This is a genomic window from Bradyrhizobium sp. CCGB20, assembly GCF_024199855.1.
GTDB lineage: Bacteria > Pseudomonadota > Alphaproteobacteria > Rhizobiales > Xanthobacteraceae > Bradyrhizobium.
The window spans coordinates 7,789,941-7,816,216 of record NZ_JANADN010000001.1 but is presented as its reverse complement, the minus strand read 5'-3'; the positions used below and the strand labels follow the sequence as shown (position 1 = coordinate 7,816,216).

At 64.5% G+C, this 26,276-nt stretch carries 29 protein-coding genes; 27 read left to right on the top strand and 2 right to left on the bottom strand.

Annotated features, from left to right (window positions below):
* Nucleotides 1–59: 59 nt before the first annotated feature.
* On the bottom strand, nucleotides 60–788 hold the full coding sequence (flgF, locus tag NLM15_RS36750) for a flagellar basal-body rod protein FlgF (RefSeq protein WP_254122835.1): 729 nt from the start codon (nucleotides 786–788) through the stop codon (nucleotides 60–62).
* A 3-nt stretch (nucleotides 789–791) separates the two neighbouring features.
* Nucleotides 792–1,583: a DUF1217 domain-containing protein gene (locus NLM15_RS36745; protein WP_254122834.1), complete on the bottom strand. Its 792-nt coding sequence runs from the start codon at nucleotides 1,581–1,583 to the stop codon at nucleotides 792–794.
* Nucleotides 1,584–1,725: 142 nt separating this feature from the next.
* Here NLM15_RS36745 and motA point away from each other — a divergent pair, with 142 nt between their 5' ends.
* From motA to flgK, 27 genes are all read left to right on the top strand, one after another.
* The gene (motA, locus tag NLM15_RS36740; protein ID WP_254122833.1) at nucleotides 1,726–2,622 is read left to right on the top strand and encodes a flagellar motor stator protein MotA; all 897 of its coding nucleotides are present in this window, start codon (nucleotides 1,726–1,728) and stop codon (nucleotides 2,620–2,622) included.
* Entirely contained in the window at nucleotides 2,619–3,560 is a 942-nt protein-coding gene (locus NLM15_RS36735) for a flagellar motor switch protein FliM (protein ID WP_254122832.1), read from the top strand. The genes motA and NLM15_RS36735 overlap by 4 nt, the downstream gene beginning before the upstream one ends.
* A complete protein-coding gene (locus tag NLM15_RS36730; protein WP_254122831.1) occupies nucleotides 3,541–3,855 on the top strand; it encodes a hypothetical protein in 315 nt (104 codons plus the stop codon). Before NLM15_RS36735 ends, NLM15_RS36730 begins: the two co-directional genes overlap by 20 nt.
* A gap of 76 nt (nucleotides 3,856–3,931) precedes the next feature.
* Complete coding sequence (fliN, locus tag NLM15_RS36725; RefSeq protein WP_254122830.1) at nucleotides 3,932–4,306, top strand: flagellar motor switch protein FliN; 375 nt, start codon at nucleotides 3,932–3,934, stop codon at nucleotides 4,304–4,306.
* Nucleotides 4,307–4,308: 2 nt separating this feature from the next.
* Nucleotides 4,309–5,349, top strand: a complete 1,041-nt coding sequence (locus tag NLM15_RS36720) for a flagellar motor switch protein FliG (RefSeq protein ID WP_254122829.1) — start codon at nucleotides 4,309–4,311, stop codon at nucleotides 5,347–5,349.
* Nucleotides 5,350–5,362: 13 nt separating this feature from the next.
* Nucleotides 5,363–6,448, top strand: a complete 1,086-nt coding sequence (gene flhB / locus NLM15_RS36715; protein ID WP_254122828.1) for a flagellar biosynthesis protein FlhB — start codon at nucleotides 5,363–5,365, stop codon at nucleotides 6,446–6,448.
* Nucleotides 6,449–6,512: 64 nt separating this feature from the next.
* Nucleotides 6,513–6,914, top strand: coding sequence for a flagellar basal body rod protein FlgB (gene flgB / locus NLM15_RS36710; protein ID WP_254122827.1), 402 nt, complete (start codon nucleotides 6,513–6,515; stop codon nucleotides 6,912–6,914).
* A gap of 11 nt (nucleotides 6,915–6,925) precedes the next feature.
* Nucleotides 6,926–7,342, top strand: a complete 417-nt coding sequence (gene flgC / locus NLM15_RS36705; protein ID WP_074120477.1) for a flagellar basal body rod protein FlgC — start codon at nucleotides 6,926–6,928, stop codon at nucleotides 7,340–7,342.
* A 2-nt stretch (nucleotides 7,343–7,344) separates the two neighbouring features.
* A complete protein-coding gene (locus NLM15_RS36700; RefSeq protein ID WP_254122826.1) occupies nucleotides 7,345–7,674 on the top strand; it encodes a flagellar hook-basal body complex protein FliE in 330 nt (109 codons plus the stop codon).
* A gap of 18 nt (nucleotides 7,675–7,692) precedes the next feature.
* A complete protein-coding gene (flgG, locus tag NLM15_RS36695; RefSeq protein WP_212485126.1) occupies nucleotides 7,693–8,481 on the top strand; it encodes a flagellar basal-body rod protein FlgG in 789 nt (262 codons plus the stop codon).
* A 34-nt stretch (nucleotides 8,482–8,515) separates the two neighbouring features.
* Nucleotides 8,516–8,971 (top strand): flagellar basal body P-ring formation chaperone FlgA, encoded by a 456-nt coding sequence (gene flgA, locus NLM15_RS36690; RefSeq protein ID WP_254122825.1) that lies wholly within the window; start codon nucleotides 8,516–8,518, stop codon nucleotides 8,969–8,971.
* Complete coding sequence (gene flgI, locus NLM15_RS36685) at nucleotides 8,968–10,098, top strand: flagellar basal body P-ring protein FlgI (protein WP_254122824.1); 1,131 nt, start codon at nucleotides 8,968–8,970, stop codon at nucleotides 10,096–10,098. Before flgA ends, flgI begins: the two co-directional genes overlap by 4 nt.
* Nucleotides 10,099–10,165: 67 nt before the next feature.
* Nucleotides 10,166–10,954, top strand: coding sequence for a MotE family protein (locus tag NLM15_RS36680; protein ID WP_254122823.1), 789 nt, complete (start codon nucleotides 10,166–10,168; stop codon nucleotides 10,952–10,954).
* On the top strand, nucleotides 10,955–11,650 hold the full coding sequence (gene flgH / locus NLM15_RS36675) for a flagellar basal body L-ring protein FlgH (RefSeq protein ID WP_254122821.1): 696 nt from the start codon (nucleotides 10,955–10,957) through the stop codon (nucleotides 11,648–11,650).
* A 42-nt stretch (nucleotides 11,651–11,692) separates the two neighbouring features.
* Nucleotides 11,693–12,136, top strand: a complete 444-nt coding sequence (locus NLM15_RS36670) for a flagellar basal body-associated FliL family protein (protein WP_254122819.1) — start codon at nucleotides 11,693–11,695, stop codon at nucleotides 12,134–12,136.
* Nucleotides 12,133–12,873 carry a flagellar type III secretion system pore protein FliP gene (gene fliP / locus NLM15_RS36665; RefSeq protein WP_254122816.1) on the top strand — a complete coding sequence of 247 codons (741 nt, stop codon included), beginning with the start codon at nucleotides 12,133–12,135 and terminating at the stop codon, nucleotides 12,871–12,873. The genes NLM15_RS36670 and fliP overlap by 4 nt, the downstream gene beginning before the upstream one ends.
* Nucleotides 12,874–13,138: 265 nt before the next feature.
* Entirely contained in the window at nucleotides 13,139–14,044 is a 906-nt protein-coding gene (locus tag NLM15_RS36660; protein ID WP_254122814.1) for a flagellin, read from the top strand.
* 272 nt (nucleotides 14,045–14,316) lie between these two features.
* Complete coding sequence (locus NLM15_RS36655) at nucleotides 14,317–15,225, top strand: flagellin (RefSeq protein WP_254122812.1); 909 nt, start codon at nucleotides 14,317–14,319, stop codon at nucleotides 15,223–15,225.
* A 295-nt stretch (nucleotides 15,226–15,520) separates the two neighbouring features.
* A complete protein-coding gene (locus NLM15_RS36650; protein WP_254122810.1) occupies nucleotides 15,521–16,429 on the top strand; it encodes a flagellin in 909 nt (302 codons plus the stop codon).
* Between the two features lie 308 nt (nucleotides 16,430–16,737).
* Complete coding sequence (gene fliF / locus NLM15_RS36645; RefSeq protein ID WP_254122808.1) at nucleotides 16,738–18,366, top strand: flagellar basal-body MS-ring/collar protein FliF; 1,629 nt, start codon at nucleotides 16,738–16,740, stop codon at nucleotides 18,364–18,366.
* On the top strand, nucleotides 18,363–19,067 hold the full coding sequence (locus tag NLM15_RS36640) for a hypothetical protein (protein WP_254122806.1): 705 nt from the start codon (nucleotides 18,363–18,365) through the stop codon (nucleotides 19,065–19,067). Before fliF ends, NLM15_RS36640 begins: the two co-directional genes overlap by 4 nt.
* A gap of 9 nt (nucleotides 19,068–19,076) precedes the next feature.
* Nucleotides 19,077–20,384 carry a MotB family protein gene (locus NLM15_RS36635; protein WP_254124600.1) on the top strand — a complete coding sequence of 436 codons (1,308 nt, stop codon included), beginning with the start codon at nucleotides 19,077–19,079 and terminating at the stop codon, nucleotides 20,382–20,384.
* Complete coding sequence (locus NLM15_RS36630; protein WP_254122804.1) at nucleotides 20,381–21,571, top strand: chemotaxis protein; 1,191 nt, start codon at nucleotides 20,381–20,383, stop codon at nucleotides 21,569–21,571. The genes NLM15_RS36635 and NLM15_RS36630 overlap by 4 nt, the downstream gene beginning before the upstream one ends.
* Nucleotides 21,568–22,911 carry a flagellar hook-length control protein FliK gene (locus NLM15_RS36625; RefSeq protein WP_254122802.1) on the top strand — a complete coding sequence of 448 codons (1,344 nt, stop codon included), beginning with the start codon at nucleotides 21,568–21,570 and terminating at the stop codon, nucleotides 22,909–22,911. Before NLM15_RS36630 ends, NLM15_RS36625 begins: the two co-directional genes overlap by 4 nt.
* Nucleotides 22,862–23,446, top strand: a complete 585-nt coding sequence (locus NLM15_RS36620; protein WP_254122800.1) for a transglycosylase SLT domain-containing protein — start codon at nucleotides 22,862–22,864, stop codon at nucleotides 23,444–23,446. Before NLM15_RS36625 ends, NLM15_RS36620 begins: the two co-directional genes overlap by 50 nt.
* 87 nt (nucleotides 23,447–23,533) lie before the next feature.
* Nucleotides 23,534–24,766, top strand: a complete 1,233-nt coding sequence (locus NLM15_RS36615) for a flagellar hook protein FlgE (protein WP_254122799.1) — start codon at nucleotides 23,534–23,536, stop codon at nucleotides 24,764–24,766.
* A 34-nt stretch (nucleotides 24,767–24,800) separates the two neighbouring features.
* Nucleotides 24,801–26,276: a flagellar hook-associated protein FlgK gene (gene flgK / locus NLM15_RS36610; protein WP_254122797.1), complete on the top strand. Its 1,476-nt coding sequence runs from the start codon at nucleotides 24,801–24,803 to the stop codon at nucleotides 26,274–26,276.

Below are 26,276 nucleotides of genomic sequence, written 5' to 3'. Positions count from 1 at the left end.
ACCCTCAATGCGCGCGAGGCGCAAATCTTACTTTGACTCAAGCCTACCTTGACTCAAGTCTACTTGCCGGGCTCGCCCAGCGTCCGGATTGCGTTCTGAAGCGAGCTCTCGGTGCCCTCGATCATCGAATTGGTGCCCTCGAAGGCGCGCGAAGCCGCGATCAGCTTCGTCAATTCCATCATCGGATTGGCGCCGGAGCCCTCGACATAGCCCTGCTTGAAACCGTCGCGGGAGAAATCGGCGATGGCGGTCGCGGGCCGGTCCGGCGTGACGCCGGAATTGCCGTAACGCTCGAGATTGGCGTCGGCGGGAATGTTGAACAGGCCGATGGAGCCGATCTCGTTGTTGTCCTGGGTGATCGCGCCGCTGCGCGCGATCGAGATTGGTCCGCCGTTCGGGTCGAGCGTGATCTGCGCGCCGCCAGCATCGATGACGGGGAAGCCGGACACGGTCTGGAGATCGCCGTTGGGGGCGATCTGGAGGCGGCCGTCGCGGGTATAGACCGTGCCGTTCGGGCCGGCGAAGGCGATCCAGCCTTGTCCGACCACGGCGACGTCGAGCGGATTGCCGCTCTCGGTGATGCTGCCCATCTCGCGCGAGATGATGTTGTCGCCGGGCGAGGAGAAGGCGACCGGGTTCGCGCCCGCCTTGGACAGCACGGTCTCGAATTTCACCACGTCGGTGCGGAATGCCGCCGTGTTGACGTTGGCGACGTTGTTGGCGATCGTCTGGAGGCGCTTTTCGAGGGCGACCTGCGCCGACAATCCCACATAGAGAGCCGATTGCATGATTTACCTGTTGAACCGGATGTTCTGAAGCGTCGTGAGCATGTCGGTATCCAGGCTGACCGACGTCGACGACGCGCCGCCGATCAGGACCAGCGCGGGGTTGGTCGAGGTGTCGCTCTGGGCCTGGGTCGCATCCCACATTGCCGCGAAGCGCTGAACGAATTTGGTGACCTTGGTCGGATCCTGGAAATCGGTGAGATCGATCTTGTCCGTGATCATCTTGGCCTGGGCGTCGATGTCGGACGAGCTGATCGTCGACGACCAGCCCATGGCGGTCTGGACCACCTGGGTCAGCGCCTTGTCGGCCAGGATCTGGTAGGCGGTGGTGACGGTGGAGGCCTTGCGGGTGAAATAGAGCGCGAGCCGAAGACCCTCGTTCTGGTCGCCGGCTTTCTCCTCCATCGTCTGCGTGACGTATTGGGTCGCCGTGCCGGTTGTTGCCGCGGTCGCCTGGGTCGCCTGGTCGCCGAGGGCGGCGAAATTGAAGGCGGCGGCGAATTGCCTGTAGCGGGTGTCGGTCAGCTTGTTGGCGAAGGTGTCCGTGGACGCGACGCCCTCGGTCAGCACCTTGCGCATGAACGCCTTGGCATAGGTCATGTCGCTGAGGCCGAAGGCCTTCATCGCATAGGAGTAGAGGCGATAGTCCTTCAGGAAATCGTCGATGGTCTTCACGTTGCCGATGTGGCTCAGGAAGTAGTCGGTATCGCGGCTGACATCCGGCTCGGTCGCGACCTGGGTCAGCGACTTGCTCATGTCCTTGGTCAGTCTGGTGTAGTCCGCGATCGTGGATAGCATGGCACGCGTCCCTCTGGCCGCTTCTGCGACATCGTCCCAAGCTGCCGCGAAATGCTTGCGCGGGGCTGGCGACCGGGAAGCCAGCTTCGCGCAAGGCTCGCCGACTAGATATTCCCGACGGGATCGGCGATGGAGCGGCGCGTTGGGCAGTTTCGTGGGGATTTTCATCACGGTAGCGGCGCTGCTTGGCGGATTTGCCGCCATGGGCGGCCATCTGGCCGTGCTCATGCAGCCGTGGGAATTCGTGATCATCATGGGTACCGCGGTCGGCACCTTCATCGTGGCCAATCCGTGGAAAACGGTCGTGGATACCGGGGTGGCCTGCATGCAGGCGATCACTGGCGCGGTGCCGGGTGAGCGCTACTACCTCGATCTGCTCGGGGCGCTCCATGCCCTGATGCGCGAGCTGCGAGGCAAAGGGCGCAACGAAGTCGAGGCGCATATCGACGACCCCGCCTCCTCCGAGATCTTCAAGGCGTTCCCGAGCGTGCTCGGCGATCCGCCGCTGCTGCAATTCATCTGCGACTATGTCCGCCTCATCATCATGGGCAATGCGCGCACGCACGAGATCGAAGCGCTGATGGACGAGGAGATCCACACCATCGTGAAGGCCAAGCTGGCGCCCTACAATTCGATCGTGGTGGTGTCCGAGGCGCTGCCGGCGCTCGGCATCGTCGCCGCCGTGCTCGGCGTCATCAAGGCCATGGGCGCGCTCGACCAGTCGCCGAAGCTCCTTGGCGGCTTCATCGGTGCGGCGCTCGTCGGCACCTTCGCCGGCATCTTCCTGTCCTACGGTGTCCTTTCGCCCTTTGCGATCAAGATCAAAATGACGCGCGAGAAGCGCTGCCGGCCCTACATCATCGTCAAGCAGACGCTGCTGGCGTTCATGAACGGCGCCATGCCTCAGATCGCCGTCGAGCACGGCCGCAAGATGATCGCGAGCAACGAGCGGCCCTCGATCGATGTCGTCGAGAACGAGACGATCGCGGGTCCCAAGGCCGTCGTGACCGACGCTGAACCCAAGGCTGCGCGCGCATGATGATGGAAGACGCGGACGTCGATCAGCGGAAGCAGCTGCCGAACTATCTGCTGGACGCCGCCGGCATATCGATCGAGCGCATGCCGATGCTCAATGTGATCTTCGATCGCATGGCGGCATCGTGCACCGACAGCCTGCAGCCGATGGCCGGAACGCCCTGCTATTTCTCGGTCAATGGCATCACCAACGACCCGCTTGGCGACATCATCAAGGACTACGAGGGCAACGCGGTTGCCGCGGTGCTCTATGCCGAGCAGTGGGACTCGCGCGTCATCATCATGCTGGACCGCGACTTCGTGTTCACGATGGTCGAGGCGATGTTCGGCTCCGACGGCGCCGAGCCGCCGCTCGACGTCGAGCGCACCTTCTCCAACATCGAGATTCGCCTGGTCCAGGCGCTGTTCGAGCGGTTCGCCAAGGCGCTGCAGGGCGCCTTTGCCGGCACGTCAAACGTCACCTTCCGGGTCGAGCGCGTCGAGACGGCGATGGCGTCGCTGGCGATCGGGCGCGCCAGCAACATGTCGATCTGCGCGAACATGATGGTGCAGGCGCTCTATCGCGGCGGCCAGATGTTCCTGATCATTCCGCACTCTGCGCTCAACCCGCTCAGGCAGAAGCTTGCAACCGTCACCGCCAGCGACGGCCGCACGACCGATCCGCGTTGGCGCGAGCAGATGGAGAGCGAGGTTCACCGCACCGAAGTGACGCTGAGCGCGGTGCTCGACGAGAAGATGATATCGCTCGACGACGTCGTGAAATTCCATGTCGGACAGGTGCTCGAGCTCGAGGCCACGCCGCGCACGCTCGCCCGGCTCGAGAGCAACAACCAGGTGCTGTTCTGGTGCCAGATCGGCCAGCTTGATGGCTATTACGCCATGCAGGTGGCGGATCCCGTCGATCAGAAGCGGGAGTTCGTTGATGATATCCTATCTCGTTGATGCCGTGCTGCTGATCGCGCTGGCCTTCACCAGCATGAGGGTAACCCGGATGCACCGCGAATTGGCGCGGCTGCGCAGCTACCAGGGCGAGTTCTCGACCATCGTCCACGAGACGGCGGGCGCCTTCGACACCGTCATCACCGCGGCGCATGACTCCACCGCTAATCTGGGCCGGCTCGCCAACGTGCTGAGCACGAAGATCGATCAGGCCCACGAGGCGATCGCGGCGCTCGACGCGCGGAGCGGGCTGCAACCGGCGGCGACCATGAGCGGCACCGAGGCGAACAAGCACTGAATTCGGGACTTGCAGGACACGTGCGATCGGAACGTCGCGGCGCTCCGGCAGCGGAAATACCAAGAGGCGATACCAAATGGCGCAATCTTTCGAATATGAGTCTGCATCGGCATCGGCGGAGACCGATGCGTCTCCGCTGGAACGGCTGGCGGAGATCGCCGCGCGCACGGCGGAGGAAACCGGCAAATTCGCCAATGTCGATGCCATCCTGCGCATTCCCGTCACGATGCAGGTGGTGCTGGGGTCGGCGACCATTCCGGTGGCGAATCTGATGAAGCTCGGCCGCGGCGCGGTGGTTCCGCTGGATCACCGCGTCGGCGAGCCCGTCGACGTCGTGGTCAATGGCCGCGTCGTTGCCCGCGGCGAGGTGGTCGTCGTCGAAGAGGACAATTCCCGCTTCGGTGTCTCGCTCACGGAGATCGTAGGACCGCTGGGGCAGGGTGATACCTGACCATGGCGGCACAGGTCGGCATCGCTCCCATCAAGCAGCGAGGCGTCGCCACGCTGGGCGGAACGGAAAAGGTCGCGGCGCTCCTGTTGGCCATGGGCCGGCAGGCGGCCGCGAGCGTGCTCGCGCAGTTCGAGCCGCAGGATATCCGTATCGTCACCAAGGCCGCGGCCGAACTGCGGCCGATCACTGCGCAGGAACTCGAGTCGATCGTTGAGGAATTCGCCCAGCAGTTCTCGATGGGCGCCAACATTCTCGGCACCATCGGGGGCCTGGAAGCCGTGCTCGGCGACGTGCTTCCGGCCGACCAGGTCTCGGCGATCATGTCGGACCTGCTCGGCAATTCGAGCCGGTCGGTGTGGGACCGCGTCTCGTCGGTGTCGGAGAACTCGCTGGCGACGTACCTCTCCAAGGAGCATCCGCAAACCGCGGCGTTGATCCTGTCCAAGGTCAAGCCGTCCTGCGCCGCCAAGGTCATGAGCCAGTTGCCGTCGAGCCTGCGCAATGAGCTGATGCGGCGCGTGCTCAGCCTCAAGCCCATCGTCGACGACGCGATGAAGGTCCTCGAGAAGACCTTGCACGAGGACCTGACGCTCAACTTCGCCCGCAACCTCGGCGCGGACACCTACGCCCGCGTCGCCGACATCATCAACAAGATGGAACGCGGCCATATCGAGGACATGCTGAAGAGCCTGTCGGAGAAGCGGCCGAAGTCGGCTGAAGTTCTGAAGGAGCTGCTGTTCACCTTCGACGACGTCGTCAATTTGACGCCGAAGGCACGTACCATGATCTTCGATCAGGTGCCGACCGATCGTATCGTGATCGCGCTGAAGGGCACGGACAAGCACTTCCGCGAACTGATCCTGTCCTCGGTCGCCTCGCGTGTCCGCCGCGTCGTCGAGCACGAGCTTGCCATCGGCGAGCCGTCGAACCAGCGCGACGTGCTGGAGGCGCGCCGCGTCATCACCGACCTTGCACTCGAGCTCGCGGAGAAGGGCGAAATCGAGCTCAACCCCGAGCAGGAGGATGAGCTGGTCTTCCGCTGACCGCTGAACGGGCATGGCAGAAACATCCGATCAGGAGAGCAAGACAGAAGAGCCGACCGAGAAGAAAGTCCGCGATGCGCTCGAACAGGGCAAAATCCCGGTCTCTCGGGAGGCTTCCATCCTCGCCTCGATGGCCGCGCTGATGGTGATCCAGGCGTTCCTGATCGGCCAGGGCGCGCAGCAATTGACGTTGACGCTGAAGAGCCTGCTCGACGATCCCGAAGGCTTCCCGCTCAGCAACGGTGCGGACGCGCGAAACCTGCTCACCGCGGTGGGGCTCGAGTCGCTGCGATTCCTGGTGCCGCTGCTCGTTACCCTGGCGGTGTTCGGCCTCGCCGCATCGTTGCTGCAGAATGTGCCGCGCCTGGTGCTGGAGCGCATCAAGCCGGAGCTGTCGCGGATCTCCCCGATCAGCGGCTGGAGCCGGCTGTTCGGAACGCAGGGCCTCGTCGAGTTCGCCAAGTCGCTGTTCAAGCTCGTTTCGGTGACGGCCGTCGTTGCCTTCGTGCTGCGCTCGTCGGAAGCGAAGGCGTTCGAGGCGATGTACACCGATCCGGTCGCGCTGCCGGAGATGATTCTCAACATCGCGATGCGGATCGTCTCGGCGATCTGCATCGCGACGATCGTCCTGGTCGCGATCGACCTCGCCTGGGCGCGCTTCCACTGGCGGCGCGAGCTGCGCATGACGAAGCAGGAGATCAAGGACGAACACAAGCAGGCCGAGGGCGATCCGCTGATCAAGGCGCGCCTGCGCTCACTGGCGCGTGACCGCTCGCGTCAACGCATGATCGCCTCCGCCTCGCGCGCGACGCTAGTGATCGCGAACCCGACGCACTTCGCGATCGCGCTTCGCTACAAGCGCGAGGAAAACGCCGCGCCCATGGTCGTCGCCAAGGGCATGGACGTGATCGCGCTGAAGATCCGCGAAGTCGCCGAGCAGAACCGGATTCCGGTGATCGAGAACAAAGCGCTGGCGCGCGCACTCTATGAAGCGGTGCAGGTCGATCAGGTGATTCCGGCGGAGTTCTTCCGGCCGGTCGCCGAGATCATCTACTTCCTCCAGTCCAAGCAGGCGCCGCGGACCGAGAAGGTTCAGTAGATTTCCGAGGATGACGTCGGCTGCATCAGCCTGACGAAAGCTTGCTGCCCTAAACTTCTCCTTAATGAATCATAATGGGGCAGTCGTGGGACCGCTTTATCTCTTCGAACTCGCATCGTCGCAGGCGCGCTACCTCGAGCTCCGCCAGTCGACCATCGCGACCAACGTCGCCAATGCCAACACACCTGGCTTCAAGGCGCGCGACGTCGAGCCCTTCAACAAGGTGCTCGACAACACGCCGGTCAGGCTCGCGACGACATCGCCTTCGCACATGCAATTGTCCGCCGCCGAGACCGACACACGGAAGACCGCGAAAAAGGACAGCTGGGAAGTGGTTCACTCCGGCAACTCCGTGAGCCTCGAGCAGGAAATGATCAAGGGCAGCGACGTCAGTCGCGACTACTCGATGAACTCGGCGGTCGTGCGATCGTTTCACCGCATGCTGCTGTCGAGCGCGAAGAGCTGAGGTGAATTGACATGCTGGACTCACTGCAAGCGTCATTGACGGTCGCGAGCTCCGGGCTCGAAGCCCAGTCGACGCGCATGCGCATCGTATCGGAAAATCTTGCCAACGCGACGTCGACGGGCCGCGCTGCCGGTGCCGATCCGTATCAGCGCAAGACCATCACGTTCGATGCCGCCATGGACCGCGCCTCGGGCGCACAGCTTGCGAAGGTCAAGGAGATCGGGGTTGACACTACGCCGTACCGCGTGGAGTACGATCCGGGCCATCCCGCCGCCGACAAGGCCGGCTACGTCAAGCTGCCGAACGTCAACATGATGATCGAGATGGCGGACATGCGGGAAGTCAACCGGTCCTATGAAGCCAATCTCCAGGTCGTGAAACAGGTGAGGTCGATGCTGGGCATGACCATCGACCTGCTGAGGAGCTGACAATGCTTGAGGCGATTTCATCCACGGCGATTTCCGCAGGCCAGGCCGCATCCCGCGCGACCGAGGCGCAGGCCATCTCGCCCGCGGCGCCGACCGCGATCCAGTCCGCCGACGATGTCGGATTTGAATCGGTGATGAAGCAGGTGACGACTGACGCGATAGGCACGCTGAAGGCGGGCGAGGCGGCGTCGATCTCGGCAATGACGGGCAAGGAATCGACCCGCAAGGTCGTTGAGGCGCTGATGTCGGCCGAGCAGGCTCTGCAGACGGCGGTCGCGGTTCGCGACAAGGTCGTGCAGGCCTACCAGGAAGTCGTTCGGATGTCGATTTGATCTGAAGGAGTGACGTAAGTGAAATCGCTCGCCATTGCGGCCACGGGCATGAACGCCCAGCAGACCAACATCGAAGTCATCGCGAACAACATCGCCAACATCAACTCGACGTCGTACAAGCGTGCGCGCGCGGAATTCACCGATCTGTTCTACCAGATGGACCGCATGCAGGGCGTCGCGAACGTCAACGGCTCCTCGCCGATCCCGGAAGGCTCCAATCTCGGCCTCGGCGTCAAGTCGGCCGCCATCCGCAAGCTGCACATCCAGGGTGCGCTGACGCAGACCGGAAACCCCTACGACCTCGCGATCAACGGCCGCGGCTGGTTCCAGGTGCTGGGCCCGAACAACGAGGTGCAATACACCCGCGCGGGTTCGTTCAATACCAACGCCAACGGCCAGCTGGTCACCATCGACGGCTATCTGCTGGATCCCGCGATCACGGTGCCGCAGGGAACGGTTCAGGTCACGGTCAACCAGACCGGACAGGTGTTTGCCAAGCTGGACACGGAAATCAACCCGCGGCAGATCGGCCAGCTCAACCTCGCCAACTTCGCCAACGAAGCCGGCCTCGAGCCGCTGGGCAGCAATCTCTATCGCGAGACCACGGCGTCCGGCACGCCGGTCGTCGGACTGCCGGGCGATTCCGGTTACGGCAAGATCAACCAGCAATATCTCGAAGCCTCGAACGTCGATCCGGTCAAGGAAATCACCGAGTTGATCTCGGCGCAGCGCGCCTACGAAATGAATGCCAAGGTCATCCAGGCCTCGGATGAAATGGCTTCGACGGTCTCGAAGGGCATGCGCTAGTTCCGGTGTCTCGATGTTGAACAGGGTGGGCTTGATGGTGCGCGGGTTGGCCGCCGTGCTGCTGGTTCTCGTCGCGGCGCGCGTCGCCGCGGCCGAGGAGAAGCGGCTTCCGGTGCCTGCGGTGTCGATCCGCGCCGGCGAGCTGATCCGGGACGACATGATCACGGAACGCGCCTTCGCGCCGAACGTGCTCGGCGTCGCCATGTTCATCGAAGCGCGTCAGGTCCTGGTCGGCCGCATGGCGCGGCGCGCGTTGCTGCCAGGCCAGCCGATCCCGTCAAATTCGGTCGAGGATCCCTGGACCATTGCCCGCGGCGCCATGGTCAAGGTCGTGGTGGAAGACAGCGGCCTGTCGATCGTCACTTACGGCGCGGCGATGCAGTCGGGCGCAGCCGGCGCGCTCATCCCGGTGCGAAACACCGACACCGGCGTGATCATCAGGGGCGTCGTCCAGCCGGACGGCACCGTCAAGGTCGTGGACGGATCATGACCAGATTCCTGCTCGCGCTCGTCCTGCTCGTTTCCGCCGCCAGCGCCCAGGCCGCCGTCCGCATCAAGGACATCGCGGACATCAAGGGACTGCGTGAAAACCAGATCGTCGGCTACGGCCTCGTCATCGGCCTGAACGGCACCGGCGACACACTTCGCAATGCCCCGTTCACGGAGCAGTCCCTGCAATCGATGCTCGAGAACATGGGCATCAATGTCAGGAACGAGACCACGAGCACCAACAATCCCCCGCGTCCGACCACGCTGCGCACGCGCAACGTCGCGGCCGTGATGGTGACTGCGGATCTGCAACCGTCGATCGGTGCGGGCGAGCGCATGGACGTGACCGTGTCGTCACTCGGCGATGCGACCTCGCTGCTCGGCGGCACGCTGGTGATGACGTCGCTGCGCGCGGCGGACGGAGCGGTCTACGCGGTGGCGCAGGGCGCGGTCACGGTCGCCGGCTACAGCGTAGGAGGGCAGGCGCAGAACGTCAGCCAGGGCACGCCGACCGCAGGCCGCATCCCGAACGGTGCGCTGGTCGAGCGCGAGGTGCAGGGAAGCCTCCATGAAATGGAGTTCCTGGTGCTTGAGCTCAAGAACCCCGATTTCGTGACCGCGACGCGGATCCTCGACGCCATCAACCGCTATGCCGGCGGCCGCTATCGCGCGCAGATCGCCTTCGAGCGCGACTACCGCACGATCGTGCTGTCGAAGCCGCGCCATATCGGCCCGGTCCGTTTCCTCGCGGAAATAGGCGAGTTGACGGTAGAGCCGGACACGCCGGCGCGGGTGGTGATCAACGAGCGCACCGGCACGGTGGTGATCGGGCGCGACGTACGCATATCGACCGTTGCCGTGACGCACGGCAATCTGACGGTTCGTGTCACCGAGCTTCCCGTGGTGTCGCAGCCGGCGCCATTCTCGCAAGGAAAGACGGTCGTCGTTCCCCAGACCATCGTCGAAGCCAACGAGGCCGGATCGCAGGTGGCGATCCTGAGCGGCGTCGATCTTCAGCGGCTGGTGCGCGGGTTGAACCAGATCGGCCTTAAACCATCAGGCATCATCGCGATCCTCCAGGCGATCAAAACGGCCGGCGCCCTCCAGGCCGATGTCATCGTGCAATGATGCGCAAGCGTCGTGCAAGCTTGGTCGCTCAATGCTCAGGTCTCGACCGAGAATCGCCCGCGACCCGATGCTGAAGCTGGATCACAAAGCCAAACTCCTCGTCCTGGTCGCGGCTGCCGCGCTCGGATGCGCTTCGCCCGTTCTGGCGCTGGAGGAGGCCAAACCGACAAGGCCGCTCAACCTGCTGTCCTTCGCGCGTGCCCGCGCGCCCGGGCCGCAGAAGCCGTATCCGCCGGCCTCGCCGATAGCGGGCGACAACGCGTCGATCCGGGCGACGGCGTGGGCGGCCGAGGACTCAGGGCCCGCAATCACCGGCGCGGTGCCGGCGCCAGAGTCGCCTGCACCGACACGTACGCCGGCTCCGGCGCCCGCGGTCGCGCCCGTGCGCCCGGCCAAGCCAGGCAGCGTCACCGCGCCGCCGAAGCCCACGCCCGCTCAGGCTGCCGTGCCTGCGGACAATGAGGTCGCCCTGTTCTGTAGCAATGTCGCCGACCCCGCTGTCGACGCGCGGCTGGCCTGGCAGCTCAAGGAACTGGAGAAGGCCGAGACCCAGCTCCGGGAGCGGATCGCCGAGGTCGAGGCCAAGCGCGCCGAATACGAGAAGTGGATGGCGCTGCGCGACGACTTCCTGAAGAAGGCCGAAGCGCAGGTCGTCGAGATCTACTCGCGCATGAAGCCGGACGCTGCCGCGACCCAGATCGCCGGCATGGCGGACGAGACCGCGGCCGCCGTGCTCGCAAAACTCAGCCCGAGGAGCTCGAGCGCAATCTTCAACGAGATGGATACGGCACGCGCGGCGCACCTCGCGGACCTGCTCGGCGGAATGCGTCGCGTGGATGACGGAAAGACCAAATAGATGAAGCATCTGATCCTCATCCTGTCGCTGTTGTCGCTTGCCGGATGCGTCAATGATCCGGCCGAGGTCCTGACCGGTCCGCGCTTGTCGCCGGTCGGCAGCGGCCTGAGGACGCAGGCCGATCCGATCCCGGTGACGCCCCGCCTGCGCTCGCCCGTCAGCTATCGCTCGACCTGGGACGACGGCACCGATCTCTACCGCGATCCCCGCGCCCGGCGCACCGGCGACGTCGTGACGGTGATCATCTCGATGCAGGACAAGGCCAAGCTCGACAACAAGACCGACCGCTCGCGCGATTCGCAGATCAAGTTCGGCCTCGACTGGCTGATGGACGTCGCCGGATGGAACGACAAGGGTTCGGCCAACGCCAATCTCAGCACCAACACCCAGATCAAGGGCAACGGCCAGATCGACCGCACCGAGGACATCAAGCTGTCGATCGCCGCCGTCGTCACCGACGTGTTGCCGAACGGCAATATGATGATCAGCGGATCGCAGGAGTTCAAGGTCAACACCGAGATGCGCGTGCTCAACGTCGGCGGCATCGTGCGTCCGCGCGATATCTCGCGCACGAACACGATCTCCTACGAGAAGATCGCCGAGGCGCGTGTGTCCTATGGCGGTCGCGGAAATCTGTCTGACGTGCAGCAGCCTGGATGGGGACATCGGATCTATGACGCCGTGGCACCATTCTGAGAGCAGCGCCGGCGGGGCCGCAGCGCGAGGGCTGGGGACGTGATGCGCCTGATTGCGGCCATTGTGGCGCTGACCCTGATCGCGATCGGCGCGGGCGCGGTCGCCGGCCTGCATCTGTTCGCGGCCGCACAGCGCGTCGCCGACGCGAAGAAGAGCGCCACGCCGCCGCCCCTTGCCACGAGCTACGCCGGCAGCGCGCGGCTGAGGAAACTGTCCCCGATCGTGACCAATCTCGCCGCGCCGGCCAACAACTGGGCCCGTGTCGAAGCCTCCATGGTGACCGAGAGCATGAGCGACGAGGATGCCGGCATCCTGGCCGCCCATATCAGCGAGGACATCGTGACCTATCTGCGGTCCGCATCGGTTGGCCAGTTCGAGGGATCGCGCGGGCTCCAGCATCTGCGCGACGACCTGACCGAGCGGGCCAATATCCGCTCGTCGGGCAAGATCCGCGAATTGATCATTGAGACGTTGGTGATTCAGTGAGAGTGAGAGTCCTGCTGCTCGCGTTGGTTCTGGTCGTGCTGCCCGAGGTGGCGCTGGCCCAGATTCCGGACCTCAACTCGCTGCTGCCGCCCGGCAACGGCTCGACCAGCGGCCGGATCATCCAGCTGATGGCGCTGATCACGGTGCTGTCGGTGGCGCCGGGCCTGCTCATCATGGTGACGAGCTTCACGCGATTTGCGGTGTCGCTGTCGTTCCTGCGCTCCGGCCTCGGTCTCCAGACCACGCCGGCCAATCTGGTGCTCATCAGCCTCGCGCTGTTCATGACCTTCTACGTGATGGCTCCGACCTTCGATCGCGCCTGGGAGACCGGCATCCAGCCTCTCATGAAGAACGAGATCTCGGAGGAGGAGGCCTATCTGAAGATCACCGATCCGTTCCGCGAGTTCATGCTGGCTCATGTCCGCGACAAGGATCTCCAGACCTTCGAGGCGCTTGCTGCGGAGAGCTTTCGCAAGAAGTTCGACGACAAGCGCATCGATTTGCGCGTGATCATTCCGGCCTTCATGATCTCGGAGCTCAGGCGCTCGTTCGAAATCGGATTTCTCATCATCCTGCCGTTCCTCGTCATCGACATGATCGTTGCGACGCTGACCATGTCGATGGGCATGATGATGATGCCGCCTTCGATCCTCGCGCTGCCCTTCAAGGTGCTGTTCTTCGTCCTGATCGACGGCTGGAATCTGCTCGCCTCGGGCCTGGTGCGGTCGTTCTCGTAAGCGCCGCGATCGCCGGCCGGCTGGTTATGGTTAGCGAGAAGTACCGGCTTATGGTTAGCGTTGGGTAATGTTAACCATATGATTTTGCTGCGAAATTCAGGCTGCTCTTAATCTCGAAGCAAGATTCGACGTGCTAGCAATGCGGCACGGCGGGTTGGACCCCACCCACATCAGTCCAAAGGCATGATGCCGCCCCTCCGTACCGGTGAAAGCCCGGTATGTCCCCTCGTGAAAATGTAACGCGTACATCAAAGGGACATACGCAATGTCAAGCCTGCTTACGAACTCGACCGCCATGACCGCACTCCAGACCCTGCGGTCTGTGAGTTCGCAACTCTCCACCACGCAGAACCGGATCTCGACCGGCCAGCGCGTGGCCACCGCTTCGGACAACGCCGCCTACTGGTCGATCGCGACGTCGATGCGCGCCGACAACGCCGCGCTCTCCGCGGTCTCCGACTCGCTCGGTCTGTCGGCCGCGACCGTCGACACCGAATACACCGCTCTGACCTCGGTCATCGGTGACAGCAGCTCCGGTCTGACCAAGCTCCAGTCCCTGCTGGTCCAGGCCAAGACCGCCGGTATCGACCGCACCAAGATCCAGGCCGACATCACCCAGATCCAGCAGCAGATGAAGGGCACCGCAGATGCGGCAACCTTCAACGGCGTGAACTGGCTGAGCACGACTGCGACCACGCCGGCGACCTTCAGCCTGGTGTCGTCGTACTCCCGCGTCGGTAGCACGCCCACCACGGGCTCGATCAGCCTGACGGTTGCCAACTACTCGCTCTACACCGCGACCCAGACCGGTATCCTGGACAAGGTGAGCGGCACGGCTTCGGTCAACACGATCAGCATCTCCGCGCTGACCGACTCGACGGCCGACATGACCACGCTCGATGGCTACATCGCGCAGGTCACCACGGCGATCAACTCGGTGGCCTCGGCCGCCGCCGATCTCGGTGCGGTCAAGACCCGTATCTCGACCAACACGGACTTCGTGAAGTCGCTGATGGACTCGATTGATCGCGGTATCGGCCAGCTCGTCGACGCCGACATGAACCAGGAGTCAACCCGCCTGGCGGCTCTCCAGGTCCAGCAGCAGCTCGGCGTGCAGGCGCTCTCGATCGCCAACAACAGCAGCCAGAGCATCCTGTCGCTGTTCCGCTAAGCTTCGACACTCTCTGAGGGGGCCGCGCTTCTCGCGAAGCGCGGCCCTTTCGTTTGGCGTGACGCCGCGCGCACGCCATAAATCGGCTCTCTCTGTTGCGGTCGGGCCACAGAGCCACAAGCCTCGCACAAGCTTCAAGTGCTATCGCGGTCGTTACGACAGGTTGGGCCCTAACCGCTTTTCCGCAGCCCAAAGGCATGACGCCGCCCTGTCGTACCGGTGCAAGCCCGGTATGTCCCCAAACTCAATTCAATCTCCAAAGGGACATCAAAATGGGTTCTAGTCTGCTCACCAACTCGTCTGCAATGACCGCGCTGCAGACCCTCCGCAACGTCAGCTCGCAGCTCGCCACCACGCAGAACCGGATTTCGACCGGCCAGCGCGTTGCGACTGCTTCGGACAACGCCGCCTACTGGTCGATCGCGACCTCGATGCGCGCCGACAACGCCGCGCTCTCCGCCGTCTCCGACTCGCTCGGTCTGTCGGCCGCGACCGTCGATACCGAATACACCGCTCTGACGGCGGTTGTCGGCGACAAGACCGGCGGCCTGACCAAGCTCCAGGCGCTGCTGGTCGAAGCCAAGACCGCTGGTATCGACCGCACCAAGATCCAGGCCGACATCACCCAGATCCAGCAGCAGATGAAGGGCACCGCCGCTGCGGCGACCTTCAACGGCGTGAACTGGCTGAGCACGACCGCGACCACGCCGGCGACCTTCAACCTGGTGTCGTCGTTCTCGCGCGTCGGCGGCACGCCGACGATCGGCTCCATCACCCTGACGATCGCCAACTACTCGCTCTACACGGCGACCCAGACCGGCATCCTGGACAAGGTGAGCGGCGCTGCCTCGATCGACACGATCAGCATCTCCGCGCTGACCGACTCGACCGCCGACATGACCACGCTCGATGGCTACATCGCGCAGGTCACCGCTGGCATCAACTCAGTGGCCTCCGCCGCCGCCGATCTCGGCGCCGTCAAGAACCGCATCTCGACCAACACGGAGTTCGTCAAGACCCTGATGGACTCGGTGGATCGCGGTGTCGGTCAGCTCGTCGACGCTGACATGAACGCGGAATCGACCCGCCTTCAGGCTCTCCAGACCCAGCAGCAGCTCGGCGTTCAGGCGCTCTCGATCGCCAACCAGAACAGCCAGAGCATCCTGTCGCTGTTCCGCTAAGCCTCGAAACTATCTGAGGGGGCCGCGCTTCTCGCGAAGCGCGGCCCTTTTCATTTTGGCCTGCACTGGTCGCGGTATAGCCGCGATCGGGTGGCACTGCGTGCCTCGACCTGGCTCACCTTGTTGCGGTTCGGTCACAGAGACACAAGCCTCGCGCAAACTTCGCGCGCTAGTGTCGCGCTACGACAGGTTGGGCCTGCATTTCCGCCGCCCAAAGGCATGATGCCGCCCTGCCGTACCGGTGCAAGCCCGGTATGTCCCCAAAAATTCAATCCGTTTCAAAGGGACGTCAAGAATGGCTTCGAGCCTGCTTACCAATTCTGCCGCAATGACCGCGCTCCAGACCTTGCGGAGCGTCAGCTCGCAGCTCGCGACGACGCAGAACCGGATCTCGACCGGCCAGCGCGTTGCGACTGCTTCGGACAACGCCGCCTACTGGTCGATCGCGACGTCGATGCGCGCCGACAACGCCGCGCTCTCCGCCGTCTCCGACTCGCTCGGTCTGTCGGCTGCGACCGTCGATACCGAATATACCGCTCTGACCGCTGTCGTCGGCGACAAGACCGGTGGCCTGACCAAGCTCCAGGCGCTGCTGGTCGAAGCCAAGACCGCGGGTATCGACCGCGCCAAGATCCAGGCCGACATCACCCAGATTCAGCAGCAGATGAAGGGCACCGCCGATGCGGCCACCTTCAACGGCGTGAACTGGCTGAGCACGACCGCGACCACGCCGGCGACCTTCAACCTGGTGTCGTCGTTCTCGCGCGTCAGCGGCACGCCCACGATCGGGTCCATCACCCTGACGATCGCCAACTACTCGCTCTATACCGCGACCCAGACCGGCATCCTGGACAAGGTGAGCGGCCCGGCGTCGATCAACACGATCAACATCTCGGCGCTGACCGACTCGACCGCCGACATGACCACGCTCGATGGCTACATCGCGCAGCTCACCGCTGGCATCAACTCGGTGGCCTCCGCCGCCGCCGATCTCGGCGCGGTCAAGAACCGCATCTCGACCAACACGGAGTTCGTCAAGACCCTGATGGACTCGGTGGATCGCGGTGTCGGCCAGCTCGTCGACGCCGACATGAACGCGGAATCGACCCGCCTCCAGGCGCTCCAGACCCAGCAGCAGCTCGGCGTGCAGGCGCTCTCGATCGCCAACCAGAACAGCCAGAGCATCCTGTCGCTGTTCAAGTAAGTTTTCGACCTCGACAATGACCGTGCTCCCTATGGGAGCACGGTCCCCGCCATGAACGGCGGGGTTTGGTGGCACACGATGTGCCCGCAATTGACCTCCTGACGCCAGTCTCGTGCAATGCATCGCAGCCGATCGCGCGCCAACGCGCCCGGCGCCGCTTTTTGTTGCCGGCGAACCGACCGCGTCGGCCGAGCTTCTTGTAAAATTGCAACGTCGCGCCTGCGAACTGACACATTCGTATCTACGCGCAACCTTCAGACAAGGTTCGCAGCGGAGTGTCCCATACGTTCGCATTGGTACGAGGTCATATGCTGCTCAGTCGTGCGCAGGTACAGCAACTGCTCAACAATCTGCTGGAGCTTGGGCCGCGGCGCCTGATGGCCTTGGGATTGATCGGTTTTGCCGTTCTCGTCACCGTCGTCGGCGGCGCCTATTATCTGAGCCGGCCCGAGTTCGAAACGCTCTATACCGGTCTGAACCGTGAAGACGTGACGCGCATCGGCGCGGCGCTCCGCGAGCAGAACATCACCTTCGATGTCAGTACCGCCGGCGACGCCATTTCGGTACGCCCGAGCCAGACCATGCAGGCGCGGATGCTGCTCGCCGAGAAGGGGCTGCCGACCAGCGCCAATTCCGGCTACGAGCTGTTCGACAAGATCGGCTCGCTCGGCCTGACCTCGTTCATGCAGGAGGTCACCAAGCTCAGGGCGCTGGAAGGTGAAATCGCGCGTACGGTGCAGTTGATGAAGGGCGTGAAGGCGGCGCGGGTGCATATCGTGCTGCCGGTGCGCGGCTCGTTCCGCGGGACGCAGCAGCCGCCCTCGGCATCGGTCGTGCTGCGCACCGACGGCGCCATCGAAGCACGCACGGCGCAGTCGATCCGTCATCTCGTCGCCGCCGCCATTCCCGGCATGAGCCGCGACAAGGTGACGGTGCTGGATGCCGACGGTTCGATGCTGCTCGCCGAAGAGGACGAGGCGAGCGCCGCGCCGACCAAGATGGCGAGCCTTCAGAAGACGGTCGGCGGAATGGTGCAGGAGAACATCCGCAAGGCGTTGACGCCATATCTCGGTCTGGACAATTTCGAGGTGAGCGTCGCCCCGCAACTCTCCACCGACAAGCGGCAGATCAACGAAACCGTCTACGATCCGGAAAGCCGCGCGGAGCGGTCCGTGCGGAACGTCCGCGAGAAGGAATCGTCGCAGAACGCGGACCGTTCGCAGCCAACCACGGTGCAGCAGAACCTTCCCGACCAGCAGGTGAATGCCGGCGGCACCAAGAATTCCAGCGAGGACAAGACCCGCCGCGAGGACGTCACCAATTTCGAGGTATCATCCAAGACCACGACGACGGTGAGCGACGGCTATTCGGTCAAGAAACTCTTCATCGCCGTGCTGGTCAACCGCGCGCGGCTCGTCGCCGATCTCGGCGACAAGAGCAACCAGGCCATCGTCGACAGCAAGCTCGCCGAGATCAGCGCGCTCGCGGCGACCGCCGGCGGACTGGACAAGCAGCGCGGCGACCAGATCCAGGTCACGGCCGTCGACTTCGTCGAAGGCTCGCGCGAACTTGCTCCGGTGCCGCCGATCAGCTTCGTCGAGATGATCAACAAGCAGCTCGGCAGCGTCATCAACGCGGTGACCATCCTGGCCGTTGCTTCGATGCTGGTCTGGTTCGGCCTTCGGCCGGCGGTCAACGGCATCCTGACCCATCGCGCGGCGCAGGAGCAGACCGAGGCGGCGGAAGCTGCTGAGCTGGAAGCTGCCACGGCCCTTGCACTGGCCGAAAGCCAGGATCCCGAGCTCAACCTCGTCGAAGACCTTGAAGGCAAGATGCAGCGGACGCCGCAGAAGCGGCTGGAGCAGATCGTCCGTCTCGATCAGATGCAGGCGGCAGCAATCCTTAAAGACTGGATGCGACGCGAGGAGGCGGCATGAACGCGGCAATCGGAAAACTCCTGACGCAGTTCGACGCGAATGGGCGAGCCAAGGCACCGCCGCCTCCGCCGCCCAAGATCCAGGACGTGCTGACAAGGCCGAAGGAGGTCCGGCGCGAGCCGCAGCCTCAGGCCCAGCCGCAGCGTCAGGCTCAATCGCAGCCGCAGCTTCAGTCGCCGCTTCCGGCGCCCGAGGCAGAAGCTCCGCCGGTCAATCTCCTCGAAGACGCTTATCGTCGCGGCCACGCCGCCGGTGTTGCCGAAGGCGATGCCAGGGTTGCCGAGGAGCGCGTCCGCAGCGCGATCCGGCTCGGCGAGGAGCGTGCCAAATGGTCCGACCAGCAGGCGGTCGCGATCGTCGGCGGCTTCGAGTCGGCTTGCCGCGAGATCGAGACCAACATCGCAAGCTCGGTCGCGCGCATATTGCTGCCCTTCCTCGCCGATGCGGTCCGCGACAAGGCGATCGGATCGCTGGTCGAGCAGATCGCGGCGCTGACCGGCAATTCGCCGGTGCCGGTGTTCAAGATCACCGGCCCGGGTGAGCTGCTCGACCTCGTGCGGACGCAGCTCGAGGCTAGCCGGCGCACGGGCATCGAGTACGAGGCCGCCGAGACATTCGAAGTCCGCGTTGTCGCCGATCAGACCGTGATCGAGACGCGGATTGCGGCATGGAGCGAACGTCTGGACGAGGCGCGCCGGTAACCTGCCATGGTGGAAGAAGTCAAGCACGAGCTGGTGATCATCCGCAGGCGCAGCGCCTTTGCGGAGGAGGCGCATCACGGCGGCGTCTGGAAGATCGCCTATGCGGACTTCATGACCGCGATGATGGCGTTCTTCCTGGTCATGTGGCTGCTCAATGCGCTGAACCAGGATCAGAAGCAGGTTGTCGCGAGCTATTTCAACCCGATCAAGCTTGCGGAGAACGCACCCGCCCCGAAGGGCCTCAAGGATCTCACCAAGAAGGAGCCGACGCAGTTCGAGGGCCAGGATGGCAAGCGTCAGCCGGCCGGGCCGAACGAAGAGCGTCGCGGCGACTCGCCGACGGCGGAGAAGCCGGCCTCCTTCGAAGAGAAGGTCCTGTTCCGCGATCCCTACGCAACGCTTACCGAGATCGCGAACAGCGCGAACCAGGCCTCGGGCCAGCGCCGTGCCGGCGCGCTGACGTCGGCCGAAGAAGACGGCCTCAAGGGCGGCGATGCCTACCGCGATCCGTTCGATCCCGGCTATTGGAAGCTGGCGCCGCAGACCTCCAAGGACGCGGATCGCTTCATCGACAGCGAGCCGAAGCCGAATGCGTCCGGGACAGGTCAGGGCGAGCCGCAAGCGCGCGGCGCGAAGCAGGACGATGCCGGCGGAAGCGTGGCTCCGAACGCGGACGCGTCGTCTGCAAACCAGTCGCCCCTGCTGCCACCGGGGCCTGCGCCTTCGCAGGCTCAACGCGACGGCAGTGCCCAGGCGAATACGCAGCCAGGCGCCCAGGCGAGCGCCGCGGCGCAGCCGCGTCCGAACGATGCAGCGAAGAATCTCGAAGCGCGCGAGGCGGCGCAGGCCCAGCAGCCGACCGTCAAGCAGCTTCAGTCCGCGATTGCGGATGCGCTATCGGACATCAAGGCTGGTGCGGGGCCGGTAGCCGAGGTACGTCAAGTCGAGGAAGGCCTTCTGGTCAGCCTGACCGACGATGCGAGCTTCGGCATGTTCGCGGTCGGCTCGGCCGAGCCGCGGCCCGAGCTCATCCGCGTGATCGACAAGATCGGGCCGCTGCTGACGAAACGCCAGGGCGTGATCATCGTGCGTGGCCACACCGATAATCGCGCGTACAAGTCGGAGAGCTACGACAATTGGCGGCTGTCGACCGCTCGCGCTCAGATGGCCTACTACATGCTGGTTCGGTCCGGTGTCGATGCGCAACGGATCGAGCATGTCGAAGGCTACGCCGACCGGCGGCCGAAATTGCCGAACGATCCCGCGGCTGCACAGAACCGCCGGATCGAGATCCTGATCCGGGAGAAGCGCCCTTGATCAGGCCGCTCCTCCGTGCCGCGCTGCCGATGATGCTGTCGTTCACGACGGTTTACGCGTTTGCCGATCCGGCACCGTCCCCGGCATCAACCGCGGGCGAGCCCTATGAGCTCGTGCGCACATTGCAGGCAGTGCAGGACGGCATTGCGCGTGGGGACACCGCGGCGCATGGCAGCCACATCGCGCTGATCCGGCAGGTCGGCGAAAAGTTCCTCGCCGCCGACGCGGGCGTGTGGAGCAACGCGCAGAACGGCCAGGCCGTCATCGTCTATTTGCTCAGCGGCGGCGGGCCGCAGGTCGTCCGAAAGTTGCCGCGCGACAAGCTGAACGTCGACGAGCGGCTGTTCAACGGTGCGCTGGCCTATGTCGAGGGACGCCAGGACGAAGCGCGCGAGCTGCTCAAGGACGTCAAGCCGCGCACGCTTCCATCGGGTCTGGGCGGGCAGGTCGCGCTGGTCCAGGGCGCGCTGTTCGCGCGCTCCGAGGCATCGCTCGCGATCGAGCGCCTGGACGACGCGCGCCTGCTCTTGCCGGGCACGCTCGTGGAGGAGGCGGCGCTGCGCCGCGAGATCCTGCTGGTCGGGCAGGCCGAGGATTTCGACAAGTTCGAGTTCCTGACGCTGGCCTATATCCGCCACTACCGCAACTCGGTCTATGCCGGGGACTTCTGGCAGCGCTTCTCCTCTGGCCTGACGCAATCGAGCCTTGCCCTCGACGAGCGCCGTTTTGCGCGGATCGTCACCCTGCTAGAGCAGATCGACCGCGCGAGCCGCCTCAAGCTCTATCTCGTGATCGCGCGTACCGCGATGGTGAATGGGCGGCTGGCCGTGTCCCGGCTTGCCGGCGAGCGCGCGCTGACACTCAGTGCCGATGCCTCGCCGGAACGCGAGCGCGCGCACTTCTTCCGCGGCGTCTCGCGGGCGCTCACCGACGAGTATGACGGTGGTGTCGCCGAGCTGAAAGCACTCGACCGCTCCAAGCTACCCGAGCGCGACATCCCGTTGTTGAACGCAACGTTGCAGCTGGCACTCGATGTCCGCAAATCGTTCGCGGGCGGATCCGCCGTCGCCGACAAGCCTCCGGTCACGCCGGCGCGCCTCGATCTCGCCTCGTCGACCGCGACGCTCACGCACGCTCAGACAGAGCTCGGCGAACTCGAACGTCTCACCAGGGATCGCCGTCCATGACGAAACTCAGTGGAACCTCAGGCCAGGTCTTTTCGGGTCTCGCCGAAAGCCTCAACATGCGCGGCACGTCGCGCTCCGGCAAGACCGCCGGGACGAAATCGCCGGCAGATTCGTCGTTCAACGATCTGCTGCACACCGTCTCGAATCTCGCGAAAAAGGCGCTCAACGACGAGGGCAGCGATACGAGCGTGAAAGCCGGGTCGTTGCGAACGCGTCTTGCGCACCCAACCGGGAAGGACAAGACAACGGACGAGACGGTGCAGGAACGCACCGGGGCGGCCGACGAGACAAAATCCAGTCACAAGGCTTCCGACGAAAAGACCGAGAAAGCGCCAGAGACGCAAGCTCCGGTCGACCACAGCGCGAAGGCGGATGTTTCGGACCGGCCGAGCATTCCCGCCATCGTCGGACAGGAGATCGCTGCCGTTCCGACGGTGAAGCCGCAGATCCAATCGCCGGCAGGCGACAAGAAGGATGCGCCCGCACGCGATGAGCGCGCATCCATGACGAAGCATGAAGTTCAGGCGACAGGTATGGCGAAGATCGCCACCGCAGATCCCGCGCCGACAGCTATGGCTCCGACAGGTTCTCGGTCACAGGCCGTGGCATCGCCGACCGCAGCGGCCGCGCAGCAAGGCAGCGAAGCGTCCTCGAAGGCCATGCCCGCGACGCAGGGCTTCGAGGCCGTCACGGCCAATGTCGAACGCGCTGTCAAAGCCTCGGCGCGGGACGCACTGCCCGAAGCGACCAAGGTCACCGTGATCCAGCAGGAAACCCATCTGCCGCCGACACAGTTCAGCGCCACGCAGCAGGTCGCCAACGCGGTCGTCGCCGAGCTGAAGGAATCGCCGGCTTCGACGGCATCCGCCGTCCCCGATCTCGCGACGTCGCAGACCAATGCGCCCGAGCCGCTCAAGATCCTCACCATCAATCTCGAGCCGCCGGCGCTCGGCAATGTCACCGTGCGCCTGCGCCTCGTCGGCTCGGAGGTCTCCGTTCACCTCGCGGCCACGCGCAAGGACACCAGCCAGATGCTGGATCAGCAGCGCGACTCGATCCGCGATCTCATGCAGTCGGCGGGCTATGTCGCCGACGTCGCGCCTGTCCAGCACGGCTCACTGGACGGATTCCAGAGCGGCTCCGGCCAGTCGCAGCCGCAGCTCTCGGCCCAGCAACAGTCGTCGTCACAGTCGCAAGGCTCGTCCAACGGCGCCAGCACGTCGTCGGGGCAATCGGATGGCGATGCGAGGCAGGCCCGGCAGGAGCGCCAGTCCAACCAGGAGACGCGTCATGACCAGGACGTGGGCCCGCAGATTCGCCGCGGCCCTGTTTATCTGTAACGCGGGCGCCGCCGCAGCGGCGACCGACAACGCGCGGCCCTGCGAGCGCGAGATGGCGCGCGCATCGCAGCAGCACGGGATTCCGCTCGGCATTCTCTATGCCGTCGGCCTCACCGAGACCGGACGGCGCGGCGCGCTCTATCCTTACGCGCTCGGCGCCGACGGCCAGACCGTGTTCGCCAAGGACATGAACGATGCGATCGCGAATTTCGAGGCGATGCGCAGCAAGGGCATCAAGCTGATCGACCTCGGCTGCATGCAGATCAACCACTATTATCACGGCGACAAGTTCGCTTCGGTGCGCGCGATGTTCGATCCCGCCAAGAACGTCGAATACGCCGCGCGCTTCCTGAAGGAGCTGAAGCAGCGCGAGGGCAGCTGGACCATGGCGGTCGCCCGCTACAACGCCGGCCCCAACAATCAGCCTGCGCAGAAGCGCTACGTCTGTCACATCGTCGCTCATCTGGTCTCGAGCGGCTTCGGCGCGTGGACCGACAAGGCGCGTTCCTTCTGTCAGCCGAAGACAACGTCATAACAAGAAGTTGTGCATGGTTCCAAACCATCAGCCCCGCGCAAGCAAGAACCCTCATTGTAACTGCACCCTACCAAAGGAGCCCAATCCATGAGCCTCTACGGCATTATGCGCACCGGCGTTTCCGGCATGTCTGCGCAGTCCAACAAGCTGTCGACGGTCTCGGACAATATCGCGAACGTCAACACCACCGGCTACAAGCGGGCTTCGACCGAATTCTCCTCCCTGATCCTGAAGAGCGGCTCGGGCAATTACGACTCCGGCGCGGTCGAGACGACCGTCCGTTACGCCATCAGCGACGCCGGGCATACGCAATTCACCACGTCGACCACGGACCTTGCCGTCCAGGGCAACGGATTCTTCGTGGTCTCGAACGCCGCCAACACGCAGCAGTTCCTGACGCGCGCCGGCTCGTTCGTGCCTGACAGCCAGGGCAATCTGGTCAACGCCGCCGGCTACTATCTTCTGGGTCAGCCCGGCCTCGTGACCAATTTTTCGCAGAACAGCCTGGCCGGCATGCAGATCGTCAACATCGCCCAGGTCTCGCAGGTGCCGGTGCCGTCGACGGCGGGGACGCTCACGACCGGCAATCTGGATCCGAAAGCGGCCGTCATTGCCGGCCCGCCCGGTCCAGCCTCTTACTCTTCGAAGAGCTCGATCGTGGCTTACAACAATATCGGCCAGGCCGTGACGCTCGACGTCTATATGTCCCATACCGCAACGGCCGCCGGCTCAGACACCTGGCAGATTCAGGTCTATGACTCCGCGACGGGTACCTCGCTTGCTCCCGCCACCACTTTCACCTTCGACACCACGGCGGCCGGAAAGGGTGCGCTGGCCGCGGCGAGCCCGACGGGCCTCACCGTGACCGTTCCCGGCGGCGCGCCGCTCGCCATGGACCTGTCGAACATGACGCAGGTCGGGACCGATTTCAGCTTCAAGGCGACTGTCAACGGCAGCGTTCCGTCGGCGATCGACAAGGTCGACGTCGACGAGGCGGGCCATGTGACGGCGGTCCTCAAGAACGGCCAGCAGCTGACGCTCTACACTCTCATGCTTGCCGACGTTGCGAGCCCCGACAATCTCACGCCCGAGCCGGGCAACGTCTATTCGACCAACGCGAACTCCGGCAACGCGCAGGCCGCGAATGCCGGCACCGGCGGGCTCGGTACGATCCAGAACGGCGCGCTGGAAGACTCCAACGTGGACCTTGCGGACGAGCTCACCGGGATGATCGAGGCGCAGCGCGGCTTCACTGCGAACTCGAAATCGTTCCAGACCGGTGCCGACCTGCTCGACGTCGTCGTCAACCTGAAGCGCTGAATTCTTCGGCGCTCATTTCGGGCAAGAGTCAATCATGTCCCTTACCGCTGCTCTCGACTCCGCTCGCGCCTCGCTTATGGCGTCCGGTATCCAGTCGTCGACCATCTCGCGCAACATCGCCGGCGCCAGCGCCGCCGGCTATTCGCGCAAGATCGCCGTGCTGGACAACTTGCCCAATGCCGGCGTCTATGTCGCGGCGATCCAGCGTGCCGCCAGCTCGGGTCTTTACAACAACGTCCTGATCGCGACCTCGTCGTCGGCCAAGCAGAGTGCGATCTATGACGGTCTTCAGACGATATCGGCCTCGACTGTGGACGATCCCGATCTCGGGCAGTCGCCGGCCGCCCAGCTCAGCAAGCTGAAGCAGGCGCTCCAGCAATATGCCAACGCCCCGGACAACACCACGCTGGCGCAGGCGGCGGTCACGTCCGCCAAGGACATGGCGACCGCGCTCAACCAGGCCACCAAGACCGTGCAGACGGTACGCCAGGGAGCGGACGCCGATATGGCGACTTCGGTCACCAATATCAATCAGTTGCTCAGCCAGTTCGACAAGGTCAACACGGCGATCGTGAAGGGGACGATCACCGGTGACGACGTCACCGACTACCTGGACCAGCGCGACACCATCGTCTCGAAGCTGTCGGAGGAGGTCGGCGTCTCGATGACGCTTCGTGCCAACGGCGACGCGGCGCTCTACGCCGACAGCGGCGTCGTTCTGTTCGACAAGACGGCGCGCTCGGTCAGCTTCGCGGCGACCAATATCTATACGGCTGGCACGACGGGCAATGCGGTTTATATCGACGGTGTCCCGGTCACCGGCGCCAATTCCGTGATGCCCATCAAGACCGGCAAGCTCGCGGGCCTTGCCCAGTTGCGCGACAACGCCACGGTCACGTATCAGAGCCAGCTCGACGAAGTCGCACGCGGCCTTGTCGAAGCCTTCAAGGAAGTCGACCAGTCCGGCGCGGCGCTGCCGGATGTGCCCGGCCTCTTCACCTATCCGGGTGCGCCGGCGATGCCGGCGAGCGCGACCGTCTCGGTCGGCCTGGCCGGCTCGATCAGTGTTGCCGCGTCGGTCGACCCGGCGCAGGGCGGCAACCCCAACCTGTTGCGCGACGGCGCGATCAGCGGCAACGTCGCATACCGATACAACACCGCCGGTAGCGGCGGCTACTCGACCCGGCTGCAGCAGCTCATCGGCAACATGGATGCGGCGCAGCCGTTCGATGCGACCACGCAAGGCAAGCCGATGGGCAGCTTGATCGACTTCGCGGCGTCATCGACGAGCTGGATCGAAAACCAGCGCAAGACCGCGGACGACAACGTCACCTACCAGAAAACGCTGCTCGACCGCAGCACCGCGGCGCTGTCGAACGTCAGCGGCGTCAACATGGACGACGAGATGTCCTTGATGCTTCAGGTCGAACGTACCTATTCGGCGTCGTCGAAGATCATCTCGACTGTCGACCAGATGTTGCAGAGCCTTCTGGCTGCCGTGGGGAATTAA